Here is a 17,702-nt window from a genome sequence, read left to right on the forward strand (position 1 = left end):
CGAACTCAACGCAGAAGATGGGTGGGCAGTCATGAGCAATCGCTTCCTGAGGTGGGTCGACACATGGATCGAGGAAAACATCCCTCCCGGCGCCAATTTCGACATAGAGAGTCATGAAGTAAAGACAAAGCGGCTGTCGGAGAAACTGTTCGCCGAGGCCGCTGCGGCCAACTTCACAAACTTCGAGACCGAGGAGGAGCGGGAGCGCGTTACGCCCCTGGTACTGGCCGCGGTCTCGGACAGCAGAGACTTTGACATCGATGCCTATCATCTCAAGTCGCAACTTGCGCGGGAGAATGAAGATGGCGACTGAGCCCCGCATGAAGGACTGTTCTTGTGACGCCTAACGTTTGAGTTCAGCGGCTGCCAAAGGCAGTCCGCTGGAACGAAGGGTTAGATGGCTCGCGGCGCCCGTTGCGCCTTCCATGTTGCACCTAACGTAACCGGTCTGGCTCGAAGCGCAGGAACGAGAATTCCGCTTCGTAACCTGCTGCCTTTGGGCTACAGGCGTACAAACCACATGACACTGATTTCACTGCCGGCCGTTCAAGCAGGCGCGCTATTCGAATTGCTCCCACTCCTGACCATTGAACGAGGACTCGACGATGTAGTCGTTGTCTTCGGCCTGGACTCGAAACCAAACGGTACGCACTTCCGCGGCGATTGGCTGTGTTGACCAGTCCGAGTAGGGGATGTAAGCCGGAACCGCCGAAAATTCCGTCACACTATTCAAGCATCGCTGCTGGCAATCGTTACTAAGCCTGGTCGATGAACGTTTGGTCGAAAAGATGCGATAATTTTTCTCAGTCAGCCGAGGTTGTTTTCATCACAAATTAGGGACGGGACGGGGCATACCTTGCAAAGTTGTTTCAACTTCCTTCAATTTCTCAGTAGCCTCAGATACCCCTAGGCTTTCTGCCATCCGGAAATATACGAATGCGCTTCTCACATCTTTCATTACACCGGTTCCCTTAAAGTACGCATTTCCAAGGTTGTAGTGCCCAAGCCCTAGTCCATCCCACGATGCCATACGATACCAAGTAAACGCCTCCTTAGGATTTTTAGGCATCCCTAGGCCTTTTTCGTACATAATCCCGATGTTATTTTTGGCCCCAGCATGCCCTTGTTTCGCCGCCTTGGAATACCAGTCAAATGCAGATTGAAAGTCCTGTGAAATCCCGTGCCCTTGTTCAAGCATCACGGCAAGTTTATATTGAGCTTCAGAGTTCCCTTCTTCGGCTGCCGAGTGAAACAATTCCACAGCCTTTTTATTATCGCGAGGAACTCCTTTGCCGTATGCATATTGCTCTCCAAGGCGGAGTAACTCATCTGTGGGAGTAATCGGGTTGAGAGTAGTGGACCAATTTATATGAGCAGGAAATATTGATTCTTCACCACCGATTTCAGATAAGGCCCAGCGGTTCGCACGTGCGGCTATTCCCTGATAGATAATTTGATTATTGACGATACCTATCAATTTTATGCCAGTGGAATAACGGCAAGTAGTCGAAACAGTAGTCTGTGCCCAAGCTATCACCTTGCCGAGAATATTCTCGTCGCGAAAATCGTTTTTATTGGAGCTCTGAATTTTAATTGGGATGACGGTCGGGCATTTATTATTGGGTTGGATATCCATCACAACGGATATATCCGGACGATCGCGTAGTACCAGGGTAGGCAGCACATCATAAGCAACATAAACTCTCTCACAACGCATGACTTGATTTGGCTTTTTAAAATACTCGGGCAAACCGGTTTTTTCTTCCATGCTCTTGCACCAGTCATTACCGCCATTAGCAATGGTTGTATCAATAACCCCGCCACGTCGCGTCGTTCCATAGAAATTTTTGGCTTCACCTAATTTGGAAGGGTTTCCGGCTATTGCATTACGCTCACTTATTATCCATCGATTCGCCCTATCAGGTTCGGGTGGGTTATTTCTAAGTTCAGCCATGTTCTCTTCTTTTTTTTGTCTATACCGCTTATCTAAGTCCCCCCCAATTCCTTTCGCGTCCCGAATAGCTATAGCCTCTCTATTAAACCAACCGCCGTCAGGGGCTAAAAACTCTTGGAGTTCCTTATTAGCCTTCTCCCCATGAATCCACAGGATATTGCCGGTATCATGCGCAATATCATAACGGCGAAGAGCAGCAAGGGAAACTGCCAATTTATCTTCATGAGATAACTTATCATAAGGATCTGTCTGCCTTGGTTTGGGTTTAGCCGCTTCTAGTTTTTCTCGCCTTTGTTCTTCCTTGTAATATTCTATTAGAGCCAATTGCGTCATCTCGGGCCTATAGCTCTGAGCGGCGAATTGCTGGATATCTGTTTTTTTGAAATCCCTGGAAAACTTTTGGTGAATGGCAAGATTTTTTATCCTCTCAGCTTCCACTGGATTTTCTCTGACAAGCTTCTCATACGGAGCCAATAATCTTTTGGCTTCCGGGCTATTTATCGGTATAGGCGATGAAGTCACTCCGGCAGCTGCTACGGAAACTTGAAAATAAAAGACTGTCAATCCCGTAATCAAACCGATGATAATATTTTTATTTTTTGTCATGGTATTCCTGTTATTAATCTGATTTCTGCTCAGTGAGCATATTTACCATCGCGTCATGCATCTGTGTCCTCGGCCTTGCGCATGGCAGTTCAGCAGCACACGGCAGAACCTGAAATGCTATTGCATTCTGATCGGGGCAGTCGTTATACCAGTCTCTAATACCAGAGCTTGCTCGATCAGCGCGATATTGCCGATTACATCGTCAGCTTCTACAACGGTATCGGCCGTACTTGAAATTGGGCTACCTGTTCCCCACCGCCTATGAACGGATAATGACAGCAACACCACCTATCTCAGTGTCTGAAATTACTTGACCACTACATGATAATTTGAATGTTTCATCCATAAACTGTCTTGTTGTTATGGATCCACGCACCCCTGTTCATACCTTCTGTCCTCCTCCCTTCTTTCTGCCTCCTTTCGCTGTATCTCATAAGAAGCTTCGCGCTGAATACGTTCCAACTCTCTAACAGAATTATCCGTTAGTACTTGAATGGTTTGCCCAATGCTTTTCTCAAGAGACGCAAATTTAGCTAACTGGCTCGCAGGATCGTTATCCTTAATTACTTCCTCACCAAATTCTTGCAAACGAACTTTTGCTAATGCATTGCCCTGGCCTGCAGACAGCCGATAATATTTTTTCGCTTCCTCGATACTTTTTGGTACACCGATCCCTGATTCATATTTAACCCCGAGTAAATAATTCTCGCCTCCGTGCACCGTCTCAGTTTTTATATCATGCTGGGTTTTATCAACATAGGCAGGACTAACATTTTTGGATGTAGGCTTGGCAGCCGGGATGTTCTGGGTTACTCCACGTTGGACTAGCGCCTGATCAAGCCGGGCTAGGCCAATTTTCGCCGAAGGGTTCCCAAACTGGGCAGACAGCTGATACCACCTTCGAGCCTCCTCGATATTTTTGGCAACACACGTTCCTGTTTCATAGTTAAAGCCGCGCTGATAGTATTTTTGCGCTAGAGTTTGCGCTTGATTTTGTACTTGAGCTTGCGCTTTAGCTATTCCTTGAGCGTACGCTTGATCTAGAGCTATCCCTTGAGCTCGCGCTTGATCTAGAGTTTGCGCTTGAGTTTGAAATGAATGCCGTGGAATAGGAGTGACGCACCCGGTTAAAGACAACAAGCCTAACCCAATTACCAGGTTGGCGAATAAGTGCTGATACCCCCTCGTTAGATTTGGCATAGTCCCTTGGATTGGAAGATTTGACATATTCACCATGATGTACGTTTCTGGTTCAGGAACCGCACGAGTACTGACCAGAATCCGAAGTCCACGTTACCCCATTTGGAGCAGTAATTGATAATTCTACGGTATGAGCAAAATCTGCTACTCCCCCAGAAGTTCCGGCACAAACCTGCTATGAACATAGGATTATCTAAACTGAAGCCGATTCTTTCCTGCGACGTGTAGTAAAACCCAGCAGTCCCAACCCAGCCAGCAACATGGCGTAAATTTGGGGTTCTGATCATGTGCATTACGGCTTGGCCAGTACCAACTAAAGTCACACCAGTAACGAATGCAGTAGCGGAATTCGGATCCAGTCCCGCGCCGGTCTCAATGCCGACGATGCAGAACCGATCCACGCCCAGGCCACCGAAAACATGGTCGGCACCCCCACTCAGTGTTGCATTGAATACCCACTCTGTACCGCTCCATAGATACAGGTCAAACTGACCATCGCTGACATTCGGGAGTAGCACGGAAGCGAAAGTCGGACCGGAATCCAGGAAGCTGAAATATCGAGCATTTTATAGGATACGAAACCAACTGACGAGTATGTGCTTTAGGCTTGAGCCGAACAGACTATCCCAGGAAGCGGTACGGTCCCGGTGTCAATGATAGGAGCGGTAGCATGGATTGCATCGCGTCGAAAGGGCTGCAACTTGAGTCAGACAACGAGCGTCAGAAGCGCCGTCGGCGGGCGCCAAGATCAAGGAGCCGGCACGCACAATGGGGGTTGGCTGCTTCCTACGTTACTGCCTGCTCGCCGCCACGGACCAGCTAATCTTGATGGTGTTGCGCCGGATTAACGATCTCTGGCGCGAGGTTGCTGCAGGCGTCCCCGGTACGTCAATTGGGCTGATCTTCACTAGATGCTGGTCAGGGACGAGGCGGTACAGAACCTTTTGCAAGAACTGGACGACGAGTTCGGAAAGTCATAATTGAACGGTAAAATGGCTGAGCAAGCCCTCCTCTCAGCTCTTTTTATTATGAATGATAACGTCCTTTATCATTCATAAAATGAATTGAAAAAATGAGCAGCGCACCCCGTGAGCTTCTCATGCAGTTCTTGGAGAAATCCCAGTTGGCCCGGAAGAATGCGGCGAGTGGCTTCTGCTATATCGAACCACTCAGCACGGTCTACCTCCGGGAAGTCACGAATTTTGCCAGATCCCCTGGGCCACTCCATGCTGAATGTATTTGAAACCAGGTTGGAAGCATCCCAATTGCTCTCAGCTGCCCATACGTCGATGATTTTTCCGCTCGGCTGCCTGCGAGCTGTAAGGGGTAAATACGGCCCGGTTGGCCGATACCCCGTTTCTTCAAAGAATTCTCTCAACGCGGCCTGGAGGGGAGCTTCACCTTCCTCATACTCGCCTTTCGCTATTGACCATGCCCCAAGGTCTTTTTTGGCCCAAAATGGTCCACCGGGGTGAACAAGCAGGACTTCAAGGTGATTGGTTTTTAAACGGTAGAGAAGGAGGCCGGCGCTGGTTGGGGTCATATGTATGTTGTTCGCGAAAACTCCTAATTGTTATATAGTAAAACATGCAAGGTTTGTGGATGGATGAATGTGACAATAATTCGATCTGGAATCACGCTGTGGGGCCAAGCCCATAATTAAATACATCCCAATCATGGGGCCAAGTCTCGCACCCGAGTTGGGAGAATAAGGGTGGTCGAAACCATTTCAGAGGTCGAGCCGGTTGTCCGGCTGGGGTTTTTTGTCGCGATCCTCGCTGCTGTCGGTATTTTGGAAGTGCTGATACCGCGGCGTAGGCGGAGTCTCGCGCGGCTCAAGCGTTGGCCGGGTAATCTCGGCATCGCGGCGCTGAATACACTGGTGCTTCGTATCGTATTTCCCACAGCTGCCATTGGCGTTGCATTGCTGGGAAAAGAGCGCGGCTGGGGATTGTTGAACGTTTTTACCCTTCCGGAATGGATTGCGGTGTTGATTGCCGTAGTGGTCCTTGATCTCGCCATTTACCTTCAGCATGTGCTATTTCACGCTGTGCCCTCGCTCTGGCGGCTGCATCGTTTGCATCATGCCGATCTCGATTTTGATGTAACCACCGGGGTGCGTTTTCATCCGATTGAAATGGTACTCTCCATGGGCATCAAGCTGATGGTTGTAACCGCACTTGGAGCGCCAGCGCTTGCGGTGCTGATTTTCGAGGTATTACTCAATGCCACCTCATTGTTCAACCATGGCAATGTGCGCATCTCTCTACCCATCGACAGGGTTCTGCGCTGGCTGGTGGTTACACCCGACATGCACCGGGTCCACCATTCCTGGCACCCTAACGAGACAAACTCCAACTTCGGATTCAATCTGCCGTGGTGGGATCGGCTACTGGGCACGTACCAAGACCAGCCCCGCGATGGGCATGAATGGATGACAATTGGCATCAACCTGTTCCGTGAACCGGCTTGGGAGCGACTCGATCGAATGCTGATTCAGCCTTTCATCGGGCCTGTCCACAGCTACCCCATCAATGCGCGCGAGGTGGACCGGGGATCTGGCGGTGAATCGCCGGCAAGGGAAACGGAAGAACAGAACTGAATTTTACGGTGCCGAGGAGTGCGCTAAGTTTACCCCTTGATGCGGTTTGCCTTCGCGACCCCTATAAATTCACACTACGTCCGCCATCCACCGCGATGATCTGACCGGTGATATAAGGCGCATCGGCAATCAGAAAAGCCACTGTTCTAGCGATGTCGTCCGGTTCGCCCGTGCGTTTCAGGAGCGTCCTCTCGACAATATGCCGGCGTACCGCTTCCTCCTTCCACTCGCCATTTTCGGGCCATAGGATGGGCCCGGGTGAAATACCGTTTACGCGGATTTCCGGCCCAAGCTCCTGGGCCAGTGATCGGGTGAGTGCCGCCAGGCCTCCTTTGGCGGCGTTGTATATCACGTACCTTTTCAGCGGCCACTCCGCGTGGATATCGACGATATTGACGATGCAGCCATGTTGTTTTCTGAGTTGTGGGGCCGCCGCTTGGGATAGAAACAGCGGGACCTTCAGGTTGCTGCCGATAAGATCATCCCACATCGCTTCCGTGATTTCTCCCAGCGGTGTGGGGAAAAAGCTGGAGGCATTATTCACCAAGGCATCGAGTTTTCCGAAATGATTCATGGTTTCAGCAATGAGGTCGGGTAGTCGCGCAATGTCGAGCAGATCGGCTTGCGCCAGCGTCACCGAGCCGGGGCGGACTTGATTCAGCTCAGCCTGCAATGCTCGGGCTTCCCCCGCTGATGCCCGATAATGCACGACGAGATTTGCACCTCGCGCGTGCAGCCTGCGGCAGGTCGCGGCACCTACTCGCTTGGCTCCGCCGGTGATGAGTATGACTTTCCCTTCCATCAGTATCTCCTCTACACTTGTGCCTGTAAACTCGCACAACAATTTTGTGTAGCATAGCGCCAATGCAACCACTCCCGCCACTACCTGTCCCGAGCGAAGCAGCCCTTCAGCATTGCCGCGCCGTAAAGGAACTCATTGATGCTGAACTTGCCGCCGCGGGCGGCTGGATTTCGTTTGCACATTATATGAAGCTGGCGTTATATGCGCCGGGGTTGGGTTACTACAGCGGCGGCGCAGCCAAATTTGGCCAGGAGGGAGATTTTGTCACTGCGCCGGAAATCTCGCCGCTATTCGGGCACGCAGTGGCACGACAGGCGGTGCAAGTGCTGGAACTCACGGATGGCGGTGGCGATATTCTGGAATTCGGAGCGGGTACGGGCAAACTCGCGTTCGATTTGCTGCTTGAACTGGAAAGATTGGGCAGTTTACCGAGACGGTATTTTATTCTTGAGGTCAGCGCGGAGCTTCAACAGCGGCAACGTCAATTATTCGAACGGCACGCGCCGCAGCTCCTGTTGCGGGTTGTGTGGCTGGAACGTTTACCCGCCAAGTTTAATGGATTGATGCTAGCCAACGAAGTCCTGGATGCGATGCCGGTGCATCTGGTGGCGTGGCACAATTCCGGTCTGTTCGAGCGCGGTCTGACGTCGGGCGCATCGAGGGGCGATGAGTTTGGGTGGAGTGAACGCCCACTGGGGGAAGGAGAGCTTTTCGAGGCTGCGCGCGAATTAACTCCCTGGATTGCGTCCGGCAGCAGCGGCGATAGCGTGAATGATGTGAGTGAATATATCAGCGAAATCGGTCTTGCCGCGCGGGGTTTTATGGTCAGTCTCGCGAAAATTCTGCAGCAGGGCGCTATAGTGCTTATCGACTATGGTTTCGGGCGCGGCGAGTATTACCATCCACAGCGTAACCTCGGGACACTGATGTGCCATTATCGGCATCATGCGCATGACAATCCGTTTTACCTGCCGGGTCTGCAGGACATTACCAGTCATGTGGACTTCAGTGCCGTTGCGGAAGCGGCCACAAAAGCCGGGTTGGAGCTGCTGGGTTATACCACCCAGGCGCACTTCCTCATCAACTGCGGAATAACCGAAAGTCTGGCGCGAATACCGGCGGAGAACGTAAAGGAGTATTTGCCGCTGGCAAATCAGTTACAAAAGCTGGTGAGCCCTGCCGAAATGGGTGAATTATTCAAGGCCATCGCTTTCGGCAAGAATATTTCCCAGCCACTTATTGGATTCACCCATGGCGATAAAAGCCGCCTATTGTAGGAATGTAGCAGTTGCCGTGGAATTTGAATGTTTCCATGGCACACCCTAGGGGGACAAGCTGCCAAGTCCTGTCTTTGCCGTGTTATGATTGGATGAGCTTGATAAGCAGGTTTTCGGATATTTAAACTGAGCGTGGGGAATGGTGCCATGGCGACTGTAAGGCAATTACTGCAAGGAAAGGGATACGAAGTGGCGAGCATCGAGCCGGATAAATCGGTGTACGATGCGATGGAATTGATGGCCACCAAGAACATTGGTGCACTCCTGGTACTGGAGAATGGAAAATTGGCCGGCATCTTCACTGAAAGGGATTATTCGCGCAAGGCATACCTGCTGGATAAATCCGCGAAAGACATTCGGGTAAAAGAACTGATGACCGCACAAGTGGCATATGTAAGTCCCGATTATACGGCCGAGGATTGCATGGCACTGGTCACCGAGATGCGGGTACGCCATTTGCCGGTGCTGGAAAACAATGCAGTGGTCGGTATTATTTCCATCGGCGACCTGGTCAAGGATGCGATTTCGGGCCAGGAATTCATTATCAACCAGCTCGAACGTTATATCCACGGCATCCGCTGAGTGAAGTAAGTTATCAATGGGATCCTGCGTTGCCGGCCAGCGACCAGATACCCATCAGCAAGAATGAAGCCGCCGCGAACCATCGTACCCACTTCATATTGATACGGTCGGCAAGTGCCTCGCCAATCCAGACCGCGGGCGCGTTGGCGAGCATCATGCCGAGTGTGGTTCCCAGTACTACCGCCGTCAGCTCATCGTAGCGCGCTGCCAGCGCCACCGTCGCAAACTGGGTTTTGTCTCCCATTTCCGCCATGAAGAAAGCGATCAGCGTGGTAACGAACACGCCGGCACCGAAGATGCGAGGATTCCCATCGAGCGTGTCGGGCTTCAGCGCCCATAATCCGAAACCGATGAACGACAGTCCGACGATCCAGTTGAGCGATTGCGGAGAGATCAGGCTTGCCAGCCAGGCGCCGACCGAAGCCGCCAACGCGTGATTAAGCAAAGTGGCAACGAAAATACCCGCCATGATGGGATAAGGCCGCCGTAGTTTGGCAGCCAGAACAAATGAAAGAAGTTGAGTCTTGTCGCCGATTTCGGCAAGAGCAACCAGCAGGGTAGAGGTAAAAAAGGCTTCCAAGATTGAGCGTATGGAGAGAAGAACGGGCGGGGAATTGTAGCGCGATTTCGCTGTCACATATCGTTCTTTGCTCAACTAGTGATTCAAATGATCGATACTGCATTGCCTATAAGTTGTCCGATGATGATATCGGATTTATTCTGTATGTTGATCCCGAGATGCCGGTGACGAGTTCTTTTGTCTTTGTATGTGTTAGGGGGTAGACTCTTCGAATGTACTGCGGTTCTAACAAAAATGGGTCTACGATCATTCTGTTCAGCGGAGATGATCATGAAACCTTCTGACCTTCCACCCGATTTTTCTGTCGATACACTCATTGCCGAAGCCAATCGCTGCGTCGCATGCGGGCTTTGCCTGCCGCATTGTCCCACGTACCGTATAACGTTGTCTGAAGCTGATTCGCCCCGCGGGCGCATCGCCCTGATGAGCGGTGTTGCCAGCCACCGCATTCCAATGAATGCGCGCTTTGTTTTGCACATAGACCGCTGTCTCACCTGTCGCGCTTGCGAGGCGGTTTGCCCGAACCACGTAAGCTACGGGAAACTGGTGGACGGAACCCGCGCCATGATTTCGTCATCATACCCGGATCTCCTGAAAGAGGGAGCGGTAACGCGGAAATCCTGGTTTCGGCGATGGATGGAAAATGAAATACTCGCTAAATCCGGCCGCCTGGATGCATTGCGACCGCTCCTGCGTTTTTACCAGAAGACAGGTTTGCAGAAAGCCATCCGAAAATCAGGCTTGCTTGGAAAAACAAAGCTCGCCGTGCTGGAGAGGCAATTACCGCCCGTCGGCATGCCTTGCACCTTGCGCGGTAAAGGTGGCGTGGCCAATACATGGCAGGCCGTTTATCCCTCAATCGGAAATCCGCGCGGTGAAGTCGGGCTGTTCCTCGGCTGTGTCGCGCGGCTGACGGATGTTGAAACGCTCAATTCTGCAATATTCGTGCTTAACCATCTGGGTTACACGGTGCATGTGCCGCCCACGCAGACATGTTGCGGCGCCTTGCATCAACATGGCGGGGACAGGCAAGCGGCGGTGCAGCTGGCGCAACAGAATACGAGGGCTTTTGAGGGCCCGGGACTGGATTTGCACGCAATCATCAGCACTGCGTCGGGTTGTGGCGTGCAATTGACGGAATACCCCCTTTGTAATGCATCGGAAACGCCGGAGTACCAAATCCTTCAGTCACTGCATGCGGAAGAGGAGGCCGGAAATTTTTCCGCCAAAGTGATGGATATCAGTGCATTTCTGGCAAAGGCGGAGGGATGGGACAACATAAAGCCCGAGCCGTTGCCGCACAAAATCGTAGTGCATGAACCATGCACCCTGCGCAATGTCTTGCGCGGTTCGGCGCACTCCTATACATTGCTGGCGCGCGTTCCGGGCGCTGAGGTGGCCCCGTTGGCCGGGAATGATCAGTGCTGTGGCGCGGCCGGGACATATTTTCTGGACCAGCCGGAGATGGCACGGGGACTGCTGCGTGATAAAATAACCGCGCTGGATGCAAGTGGCGCGCATTACCTTGCCACATCCAACGTTGGTTGCGCCATGCATATTGCCAGCGCATTGCGTGAGACAGGCTCGGAGATCGAGGTGCTGCATCCGGTAACACTACTGGCGCGGCAGATGGGTATGGCGTCATAATCCTGAATCCGCTGGTGGGCAGCCTAACCAGGGTGAGAGTCAAATAACAAGAAATATTGTTATTGGTCATAATGCTGATCTATTAAATGAGCGGTCAGCTAGCGGGTTTTAGGGTAAATCTACATTTACTGGGAAATTATGCCGAATCTGGATAAATTCATCATCGGTTTCGATCATGCACTGCGCACATTGCTGACGCCTGCGCAAACATTGCGACCGGTTCCGGGGACTGAATTGCCGGAAGTGGAGCTGAGCGATTCAGAGAAAAATGAATCCACCGCACTGATGCGCGTCAATCATGTCGGCGAAATTTGCGCACAAGCGCTATATCAGGGGCAAGCCCTTACCGCACGTGATGCGGAGGTGCAGCGCACCCTGGCGCAATCGGCACGTGAGGAAACCGAGCATCTTGCCTGGACGGAGCGACGTATCGCGGAACTGCATGGGCGCAAGAGCCTGCTGAATCCCCTGTGGTATGGTGGATCACTTGCCATTGGCGCGTTGGCGGGCATGCTGGGCGATAAATGGAATCTTGGGTTTCTCGCGGAAACCGAACGCCAGGTGGAAATCCATCTGGCTGGTCATTTAAAGCGGTTGCCGCATCACGACGGCAAAAGCCGCGCCATTGTCGCGCAGATGCAGGTGGACGAAGCCGGACATGCTACAGCGGCCATGTCCCACGGCGGCATTGAATTGCCGATGCCTGTTAAACTGGCGATGAAGCTGGGATCAAAAGTCATGACAAAAACCGCATATTGGGTTTGACGAAAGATCTCATGCCTCCACGATTCTGAAGTCGTGGGTCAGTTCCGCCGTTTTTCCCAGCATGATCGAGGCCGAGCAGTATTTTTCCGCGGAGAGTCTGATCGCCCGTTCCGCTTGTTCGGGCTTCAGTTGTTTCCCGGTGAGGATAAAATGAAAATGAATGCGGGTGAACACTTTGGGTTCTTCCGGTGCCCGTTCCGCTTCAATTTCCACCACGCAATCGCTGATATCCTGCCGGCTTTTTTTAAGAATCAATACCACGTCAAAAGCTGCGCAACCGCCGGTTCCCATTAACAGCATTTCCATGGGGCGTGGCCCCCGGTTTTTGCCGCCCGCTTCTGGCGGACCATCCATCAGTATGCTGTGGCCGCTGCCCGATTCGCCCAGAAAGCTCATTCCTTCCTTCCATTCGATGCGTGCTTTCATGCTATTCCTCTTCGAAGAATCCAAAATGTTATTTTAATCCTTTCGTCCGGTCTCCGCCCAAGACAGGATACCAGGGGCGACTGATGGATGAGATCGGAGACCTTGATTCACAGGACGGGTTTCATGGTTGACCGGAAGCAGGCATGAGCCGGTACCATAGTATGCCAATGACCTCATGGAGGAACCAGTTGCTCTTTTGCAGTGCGCCAGTTGTCGGGATGAATGCGAAGACATCTGTCTTATATCGTGTGGTGTACGCGGTGGCAGCGGGTGTAACCTTGAATCCGGCTTGTTCGAACTCCCTCGACGCTCTTGGCATGTGCCAGGCGTGAGTGACCAGCGCGACACGGTTGATCCCTTTTTTTTTGAGAATGGCAAAGCTCTTGTAGGCATTCTCGCGGGTGTTGCACGAGTCCTCCTCTATCCACTTAACCGGAACCCGAAACTCGTCTTCGAGCGCTGCCTTCATTTGCGCCGCCTCCGAAGAGTCGCCTCCCAGAGGAGAGCCGCCTGTCGCCAATATCGGCTTACCTGTGAACCGATGCAGCCGCGCGGCATAACGGATGCGCTCCAGGCCGAGCCGGTTCACGGTGTCACCGTCATATTCCGGCGCATCGAAATAGGTGCCTGCACCCAGTACTACGATGGCTTGTATATTATCGAAGGAGTGGGATGCCGGGGGTGTCTCCAGCTTTTGCAACGCGGTTTCGGCGACAAATGGAATGGACAGCAGATAAAGCAGAGTCAGCGCGAGCATAACCAGAACCTTGCCTATTCTCGGGTGGCGCTTGATAAGCAGCACCCCCATCACGCCTAACAGGATAAGATTCAATGGGAGAAGCAGAAATGCGCTTGCCAGATTAGTCGCAAACCAGCCCATGGTTAATTGGTATACAAGAGCTTAATGTCCGATTATTGATGTGGCATAGGTACGCACGGTATTTACATCATACTATTCTGCTATGCCGCTTTACGAGAGGGAAATAAAAAAGCCGGCGCGTTGATGCGCCGGCTTTTTTATTAAACAAAATCGGTTATTTGAGCGATAGAATAAACGACACCAGCGTTTTGATATTGGCATCGCTGACATTGGAATTCGGTGGCATCGCGATCGGTCCCCACACGCCGGTGCTTCCTTTCTTCACTTTTTCTTCCAGCTTGGCCTGGGCGCCTGCATCATCCTTGTACTTGGCGGCGATATCCTTTAGCGCCGGTCCGACCAGTTTCTTGTCAACTGTGTGACAGTTCATGCAACCGCTGGCTTTCGCCAAGTCCGCGTTCGCTTGCGCGGTACCCACCATCAACAGGGCCGATGCCGCAACCACTCCCATCCAGACAGCTTTCATGCTTACTCCTTTTATCCGTTAATTATAGAAGAACCAATCTTACCTTGAATTTCACAGACGCGCAGCAATTCCTGCAAGTCAGAGATCTCCGGTAGGCATTTAACGCCTTGGCAGACCCAGGCGTTGACGGCGTTATCCGTTGCAGCCGGTTTATTCAGACCGGGCGGCAGCCGAAGAAGTTCCAGCGGCAAAGCAAATGCCAGAGCGTACGGGGAGCTGTACCGCAATGCTTTTTTCCATTCCGTCAAAGCAAGCGCCTGACCACGAAGTATAACAATTTGCGGGGGCGAGAGCGATTGTTCGAGTGCGACCAACAAACTGCAGCACGAGCTGGTATAGCGGGACAGGGTGGGGTAGAACAAACTCAAAGCACGTTCGGCGGCCTGCAAATAACGAAATTCGCCGAGCAGATGCCCCAGCCGCTGAAGGGCGTATGCCGCCACGCCATTACCCGAAGGCGTGGCGTTATCAAGGCCCGGCTTGGGGCGATGTATCAGTCTCTCATGGTCATGGCTGGTGAAGAAAAAACCTCCCGCCTGTTTGTCCTCGAATTGCTCCAGCAGCACATCGGCCAGTGCTATGGCAAAATCCAGATCGGCCTGACGAAACTCCGCCTGCATCAGTTCCAGCAAGCCATCCAGCAGGAAGGCGTAATCGTCCAGATAGGCATTGAGATGCGCCTTGCCATCCTTGCAGGTTGCCAGCAGACGGTTATTCTTCCATAGCGTGGAACGAATGAAATCCACTGCGAGAGTTGCGGATTGGATCCAGTCGGAGCGTTCGAAAACATTGCCCGCACGCGTCATTCCCTTGATCATCAACCCGTTCCAGCTGGTGAGGATTTTCTCGTCGCGGCCCGGGCGCACGCGTAATTCGCGCTCGATAAAAAGTTTCCTGCGCCCTGATGCAAGCCTTTGCCGTGCTTCTTCATGCTGGATACCGATAGCCCGGGCAACGTCCGCAAGGGGCTGGGTGATTTCCAGATTCCAGTGTTTCTGTTCGAAGTTTGGGGTACGCAGGAGCCCGTAATAGGGGGCAACCACGGCATATTCTTCCGGCGACAGAATTTGCGCTATTTGAGCGTAATCCCATACATAGAATTTGCCTTCTTCATCTTCGGAATCGGCATCCAGCGTTGAGTAATATCCACTCCCGCCCATCATGCCTGCTTCTACCCCAACCGGTGGTTGCATTTCCCGCATCACCCATTCGGCTGTTTCTTCCACAACTCGTTTGAATAATGGGTCTCCAGTGGCGAGCCAGGCGTCGGCGTAGAGTCGCAGCAACGGTCCGTTGTCATAAAGCATTTTTTCGAAATGTGGAATGCTCCAGTGCTGATCCGTGCTGTAGCGGCAGAAACCGCCGCCCAGTTGGTCGTAGATGCCACCCTCCGCCATTTTTTTCAGGGTATGCGCCGCCATGCGCAATGTCTCCGCATTGCCGGTGGCAACGTAGCGGCGCAAGCAGAATTCCAGCTCGGTGGGATGAAGGAATTTCGGCACATCGCCAAAACCGCCATTTACGGAATCGAACCGGTCCCTCAACTCGGCCAGCGCCTGATCAAGCGGCTGTTCCGAAAATGCCGAGGTTGGCGAGCCTGCTGACGGCAGCGTGCTGGCAAATGAGCGCAGCAGCGAGGCGCCCTGCCGCTCGATTTCTTCGCCGCGAGTGGAATATGTTTCGGCGACGCGTGGCAGCAGATCCAGAAAACCCGGCAGACCGTGGCGTGGGGCCTTAGGAAAATACGTACCGCCAAAAAATGGCTTCTGGTCGGGTGTCAGAAACAGCGTCAGTGGCCAGCCGCCATGACGCTGGGTTAGCATGTAAAGCGCGCTCTGATAAATCTGGTCGAGATCGGGGCGCTCTTCGCGATCCACCTTGATATTCACGAAGTGCTGGTTCATCGCCGCGGCAACTTCCGCATCTTCAAAAGATTCGTGTGCCATGACATGGCACCAGTGACAGGCCGAGTAGCCAATGGAAAGCAGTATCGGCTTATTCCCGGTGCGGGCCAGCGTCAATGCCTCGTCTCCCCAGGGATACCAATCCACGGGATTTTCCACGTGCTGAAGCAGGTACGGACTGGTTTCGCCGGAAAGATGATTGAGCATGGGTTCCTGGTCAAGGTGGATTAATCCGTTACCGCTCCCCGGCTAGCCGTGGAAACCGATTTTGCATATTTTGCCAGCACGCCCCGCACATAGCGGGGTGGTGGCTGCGTCCATTCGGCGCGGCGCCGCACAAGTTCTTCCTCTGTAACATTGAGTTGCAGCAGACGCTGCTCGGCGTCTATGGTGATGGAATCCCCTTCATGCACCAGCGCGATGGTTCCTCCCACAAACGCTTCGGGCGCGACGTGACCCACCACCATTCCGTAGGTGCCGCCCGAGAAGCGCCCATCGGTGATAAGTCCCACCGAATCTCCAAGACCCTCGCCGATGAGGGCGGAAGTGGGCGAAAGCATTTCGCGCATGCCAGGCCCTCCCCTGGGACCTTCATAGCGTATGACGACCACGTCACCGGGCTGGATTTGCCGCGCAAGTATTGCCGCCATGCAGGTTTCTTCGGATTCGAACACGCGTGCCGGGCCGGTGATTTTTGGCGTTTTCACGCCGGTGATCTTGGCTACGCAACCCTCGCTTGAAAGATTACCTTTGAGTATGGCAAGGTGGCCCTGCGCATACATGGGATTTTCCCATTGCCGGATTACATCCTGATCCTTGCGCGGTGTTGAGGGAATGTCATGCAGTAACTCCGCCACTGTCTGGCCGCTTATGGTGATGCAATCGCCGTGCAGCAAGCCGTGTTCGAGCAGCATCTTCATGACTTGGGGGACGCCTCCTGCCTTGTGCAGGTCGGTGGCCACGTAGCGGCCGGAGGGTTTCAGGTCGCACAGCACCGGCACTTTGCCGCGCATCCATTCAAAATCATCGATAGTGAGATCCACCTCCGCCGCGTGGGCAATGGCGAGGAAATGCAATACCGCATTGGTCGAACCGCCGACCGCCATGATCACGGCAATCGCATTCTCGATGGATTTCCGGGTGATGATGTCGCGTGGACGGATTTGCGCCCTGATCGCATCAACCAGCACTTCCGCAGAGCGGGCGGCGCTCACGCGTTTCTCGCCATCCTCCGCGGCCATCGTGGAAGAATAAGGCAGGCTCATTCCCATCGCTTCAAATGCCGATGACATGGTATTGGCGGTAAACATGCCGCCACAGGAACCGGCCCCTGGACAGGCATGGCGTTCTACTTCAAGCAACTCCTTCTCGTCGATCTTGTGCGCCGTGTATTGACCGACGGCTTCAAAGGCACTGACAATGGTCAAATCTCTTCCCATATAGCGGCCCGGCTTGATGGTGCCGCCGTAAACGAAAATGGCCGGAACATTCATTCGTGCCATAGCGATCATCGCACCCGGCATGTTCTTGTCGCAGCCGCCGATCGCGATGACGCCATCCATACTTTCCCCTTGCACCGCGGTTTCGATCGAATCCGCAATGACTTCGCGAGATACCAGCGAATATTTCATGCCTTCGGTGCCCATCGAGATGCCGTCGGATATGGTGATGGTGCCAAACATCTGCGGCATCGCACCCGCTTCTTTCAATGCGTCCTCGGCGCTTATGGCCAGCTCGTTCAATCCCTTGTTGCACGGTGTGATTGTGGAAAAACCATTCGCCACGCCAACGATAGGCTTGTCGAAATCGCTGTCATTGAAACCCACCGCCCGCAGCATCGCACGATTGGGGGAACGCTGCGCACCCTGGGTGATGGCTTGGCTGCGTTTGTTATCTGGCATGGAAACTCCTAGAGAAAGTTGAAAAACCGGGAAATCTTTAAATCGTAGGCCACGTAGCGGCGCTTCGAGCTTGAACCGCGATATCAGAAAGAAGGAAAGACGAGATCAGT

Annotated in this window: 17 protein-coding genes and 1 pseudogene; 6 read left to right on the forward strand and 12 right to left on the reverse strand. The window is 53.0% G+C overall.

From position 1 onward, the window contains the following. The first annotated feature begins 31 nt into the window (after positions 1-31). Positions 32-313 (forward strand): DUF768 domain-containing protein, encoded by a 282-nt coding sequence (locus tag EBAPG3_RS03750; protein WP_004178139.1) that lies wholly within the window; start codon positions 32-34, stop codon positions 311-313. Between the two features lie 246 nt (positions 314-559). On the opposite strand, the gene EBAPG3_RS03755 is transcribed toward EBAPG3_RS03750, so the two are convergent. The 5 genes and pseudogenes from EBAPG3_RS03755 to EBAPG3_RS03775 form a co-directional block, all read right to left on the reverse strand. Continuing rightward, positions 560-724: a DUF1349 domain-containing protein gene (locus EBAPG3_RS03755; RefSeq protein ID WP_004178140.1), complete on the reverse strand. Its 165-nt coding sequence runs from the start codon at positions 722-724 to the stop codon at positions 560-562. 102 nt (positions 725-826) lie between these two features. Continuing rightward, complete coding sequence (locus EBAPG3_RS03760; protein WP_004178141.1) at positions 827-2,560, reverse strand: tetratricopeptide repeat protein; 1,734 nt, start codon at positions 2,558-2,560, stop codon at positions 827-829. 360 nt (positions 2,561-2,920) lie between these two features. Continuing rightward, a complete protein-coding gene (locus EBAPG3_RS03765) occupies positions 2,921-3,796 on the reverse strand; it encodes a tetratricopeptide repeat protein (protein ID WP_004178142.1) in 876 nt (291 codons plus the stop codon). A gap of 157 nt (positions 3,797-3,953) precedes the next feature. After that, a pseudogene (locus EBAPG3_RS03770) lies at positions 3,954-4,037 on the reverse strand (PEP-CTERM sorting domain-containing protein); the annotation flags it as partial. Positions 4,038-4,808: 771 nt separating this feature from the next. After that, positions 4,809-5,303: an NUDIX hydrolase gene (locus tag EBAPG3_RS03775; RefSeq protein WP_004178143.1), complete on the reverse strand. Its 495-nt coding sequence runs from the start codon at positions 5,301-5,303 to the stop codon at positions 4,809-4,811. 171 nt (positions 5,304-5,474) lie between these two features. On the opposite strand from EBAPG3_RS03775, the gene EBAPG3_RS03780 reads away from it, so the two are divergent. After that, entirely contained in the window at positions 5,475-6,362 is an 888-nt protein-coding gene (locus EBAPG3_RS03780; protein ID WP_004178144.1) for a sterol desaturase family protein, read from the forward strand. A gap of 61 nt (positions 6,363-6,423) precedes the next feature. Here the strand turns inward: EBAPG3_RS03780 and EBAPG3_RS03785 are convergent, their stop codons facing one another. After that, positions 6,424-7,164 carry a pteridine reductase gene (locus EBAPG3_RS03785; RefSeq protein ID WP_004178145.1) on the reverse strand — a complete coding sequence of 247 codons (741 nt, stop codon included), beginning with the start codon at positions 7,162-7,164 and terminating at the stop codon, positions 6,424-6,426. Between the two features lie 62 nt (positions 7,165-7,226). On the opposite strand from EBAPG3_RS03785, the gene EBAPG3_RS03790 reads away from it, so the two are divergent. Further along, entirely contained in the window at positions 7,227-8,441 is a 1,215-nt protein-coding gene (locus tag EBAPG3_RS03790; protein WP_004178146.1) for a class I SAM-dependent methyltransferase, read from the forward strand. A 147-nt stretch (positions 8,442-8,588) separates the two neighbouring features. Next, positions 8,589-9,023: a CBS domain-containing protein gene (locus EBAPG3_RS03795; RefSeq protein WP_004178147.1), complete on the forward strand. Its 435-nt coding sequence runs from the start codon at positions 8,589-8,591 to the stop codon at positions 9,021-9,023. Between the two features lie 13 nt (positions 9,024-9,036). On the opposite strand, the gene EBAPG3_RS03800 is transcribed toward EBAPG3_RS03795, so the two are convergent. After that, positions 9,037-9,660: a TMEM165/GDT1 family protein gene (locus tag EBAPG3_RS03800; RefSeq protein ID WP_004178148.1), complete on the reverse strand. Its 624-nt coding sequence runs from the start codon at positions 9,658-9,660 to the stop codon at positions 9,037-9,039. A 213-nt stretch (positions 9,661-9,873) separates the two neighbouring features. Between EBAPG3_RS03800 and EBAPG3_RS03805 the strand changes: the two genes are divergently transcribed. Continuing rightward, complete coding sequence (locus EBAPG3_RS03805) at positions 9,874-11,250, forward strand: (Fe-S)-binding protein (protein ID WP_040852428.1); 1,377 nt, start codon at positions 9,874-9,876, stop codon at positions 11,248-11,250. Positions 11,251-11,388: 138 nt separating this feature from the next. Then, positions 11,389-12,015, forward strand: a complete 627-nt coding sequence (coq7, locus tag EBAPG3_RS03810) for a 2-polyprenyl-3-methyl-6-methoxy-1,4-benzoquinone monooxygenase (RefSeq protein WP_004178150.1) — start codon at positions 11,389-11,391, stop codon at positions 12,013-12,015. 9 nt (positions 12,016-12,024) lie between these two features. Here the strand turns inward: coq7 and EBAPG3_RS03815 are convergent, their stop codons facing one another. From EBAPG3_RS03815 to ilvD, 5 genes are all read right to left on the reverse strand, one after another. Next, on the reverse strand, positions 12,025-12,441 hold the full coding sequence (locus tag EBAPG3_RS03815) for an OsmC family protein (RefSeq protein ID WP_004178151.1): 417 nt from the start codon (positions 12,439-12,441) through the stop codon (positions 12,025-12,027). A gap of 121 nt (positions 12,442-12,562) precedes the next feature. Next, positions 12,563-13,321 (reverse strand): YdcF family protein, encoded by a 759-nt coding sequence (locus tag EBAPG3_RS03820; RefSeq protein ID WP_004178152.1) that lies wholly within the window; start codon positions 13,319-13,321, stop codon positions 12,563-12,565. Positions 13,322-13,475: 154 nt separating this feature from the next. Beyond that, positions 13,476-13,787, reverse strand: a complete 312-nt coding sequence (locus tag EBAPG3_RS03825) for a c-type cytochrome (protein WP_004178153.1) — start codon at positions 13,785-13,787, stop codon at positions 13,476-13,478. An 11-nt stretch (positions 13,788-13,798) separates the two neighbouring features. Next, positions 13,799-15,898, reverse strand: a complete 2,100-nt coding sequence (locus tag EBAPG3_RS03830) for a thioredoxin domain-containing protein (RefSeq protein ID WP_004178154.1) — start codon at positions 15,896-15,898, stop codon at positions 13,799-13,801. Between the two features lie 20 nt (positions 15,899-15,918). After that, complete coding sequence (ilvD, locus tag EBAPG3_RS03835) at positions 15,919-17,592, reverse strand: dihydroxy-acid dehydratase (protein WP_004178155.1); 1,674 nt, start codon at positions 17,590-17,592, stop codon at positions 15,919-15,921. Positions 17,593-17,702: the final 110 nt, after the last annotated feature.

It is taken from the genome of Nitrosospira lacus, from assembly GCF_000355765.4.
Lineage (GTDB): Bacteria > Pseudomonadota > Gammaproteobacteria > Burkholderiales > Nitrosomonadaceae > Nitrosospira > Nitrosospira lacus.

Bases quoted from the DNA above. Each gene is read 5' to 3' on its own strand.
- EBAPG3_RS03750 (WP_004178139.1), top strand. From the start codon at position 32: ATGAGCAATCGCTTCCTGAGGTGGGTCGACACATGGATCGAGGAAAAC.
- EBAPG3_RS03760 (WP_004178141.1), bottom strand. From the start codon at position 2,560: ATGACAAAAAATAAAAATATTATCATCGGTTTGATTACGGGATTGACA.
- EBAPG3_RS03765 (WP_004178142.1), bottom strand. From the start codon at position 3,796: ATGGTGAATATGTCAAATCTTCCAATCCAAGGGACTATGCCAAATCTA.
- EBAPG3_RS03775 (WP_004178143.1), bottom strand. From the start codon at position 5,303: ATGACCCCAACCAGCGCCGGCCTCCTTCTCTACCGTTTAAAAACCAAT.
- EBAPG3_RS03785 (WP_004178145.1), bottom strand. From the start codon at position 7,164: ATGGAAGGGAAAGTCATACTCATCACCGGCGGAGCCAAGCGAGTAGGT.
- EBAPG3_RS03790 (WP_004178146.1), top strand. From the start codon at position 7,227: ATGCAACCACTCCCGCCACTACCTGTCCCGAGCGAAGCAGCCCTTCAG.
- EBAPG3_RS03795 (WP_004178147.1), top strand. From the start codon at position 8,589: ATGGCGACTGTAAGGCAATTACTGCAAGGAAAGGGATACGAAGTGGCG.
- EBAPG3_RS03805 (WP_040852428.1), top strand. From the start codon at position 9,874: ATGAAACCTTCTGACCTTCCACCCGATTTTTCTGTCGATACACTCATT.
- coq7 (WP_004178150.1), top strand. From the start codon at position 11,389: ATGCCGAATCTGGATAAATTCATCATCGGTTTCGATCATGCACTGCGC.
- EBAPG3_RS03815 (WP_004178151.1), bottom strand. From the start codon at position 12,441: ATGAAAGCACGCATCGAATGGAAGGAAGGAATGAGCTTTCTGGGCGAA.
- EBAPG3_RS03820 (WP_004178152.1), bottom strand. From the start codon at position 13,321: ATGGGCTGGTTTGCGACTAATCTGGCAAGCGCATTTCTGCTTCTCCCA.
- EBAPG3_RS03825 (WP_004178153.1), bottom strand. From the start codon at position 13,787: ATGAAAGCTGTCTGGATGGGAGTGGTTGCGGCATCGGCCCTGTTGATG.
- EBAPG3_RS03830 (WP_004178154.1), bottom strand. From the start codon at position 15,898: ATGCTCAATCATCTTTCCGGCGAAACCAGTCCGTACCTGCTTCAGCAC.
- ilvD (WP_004178155.1), bottom strand. From the start codon at position 17,592: ATGCCAGATAACAAACGCAGCCAAGCCATCACCCAGGGTGCGCAGCGT.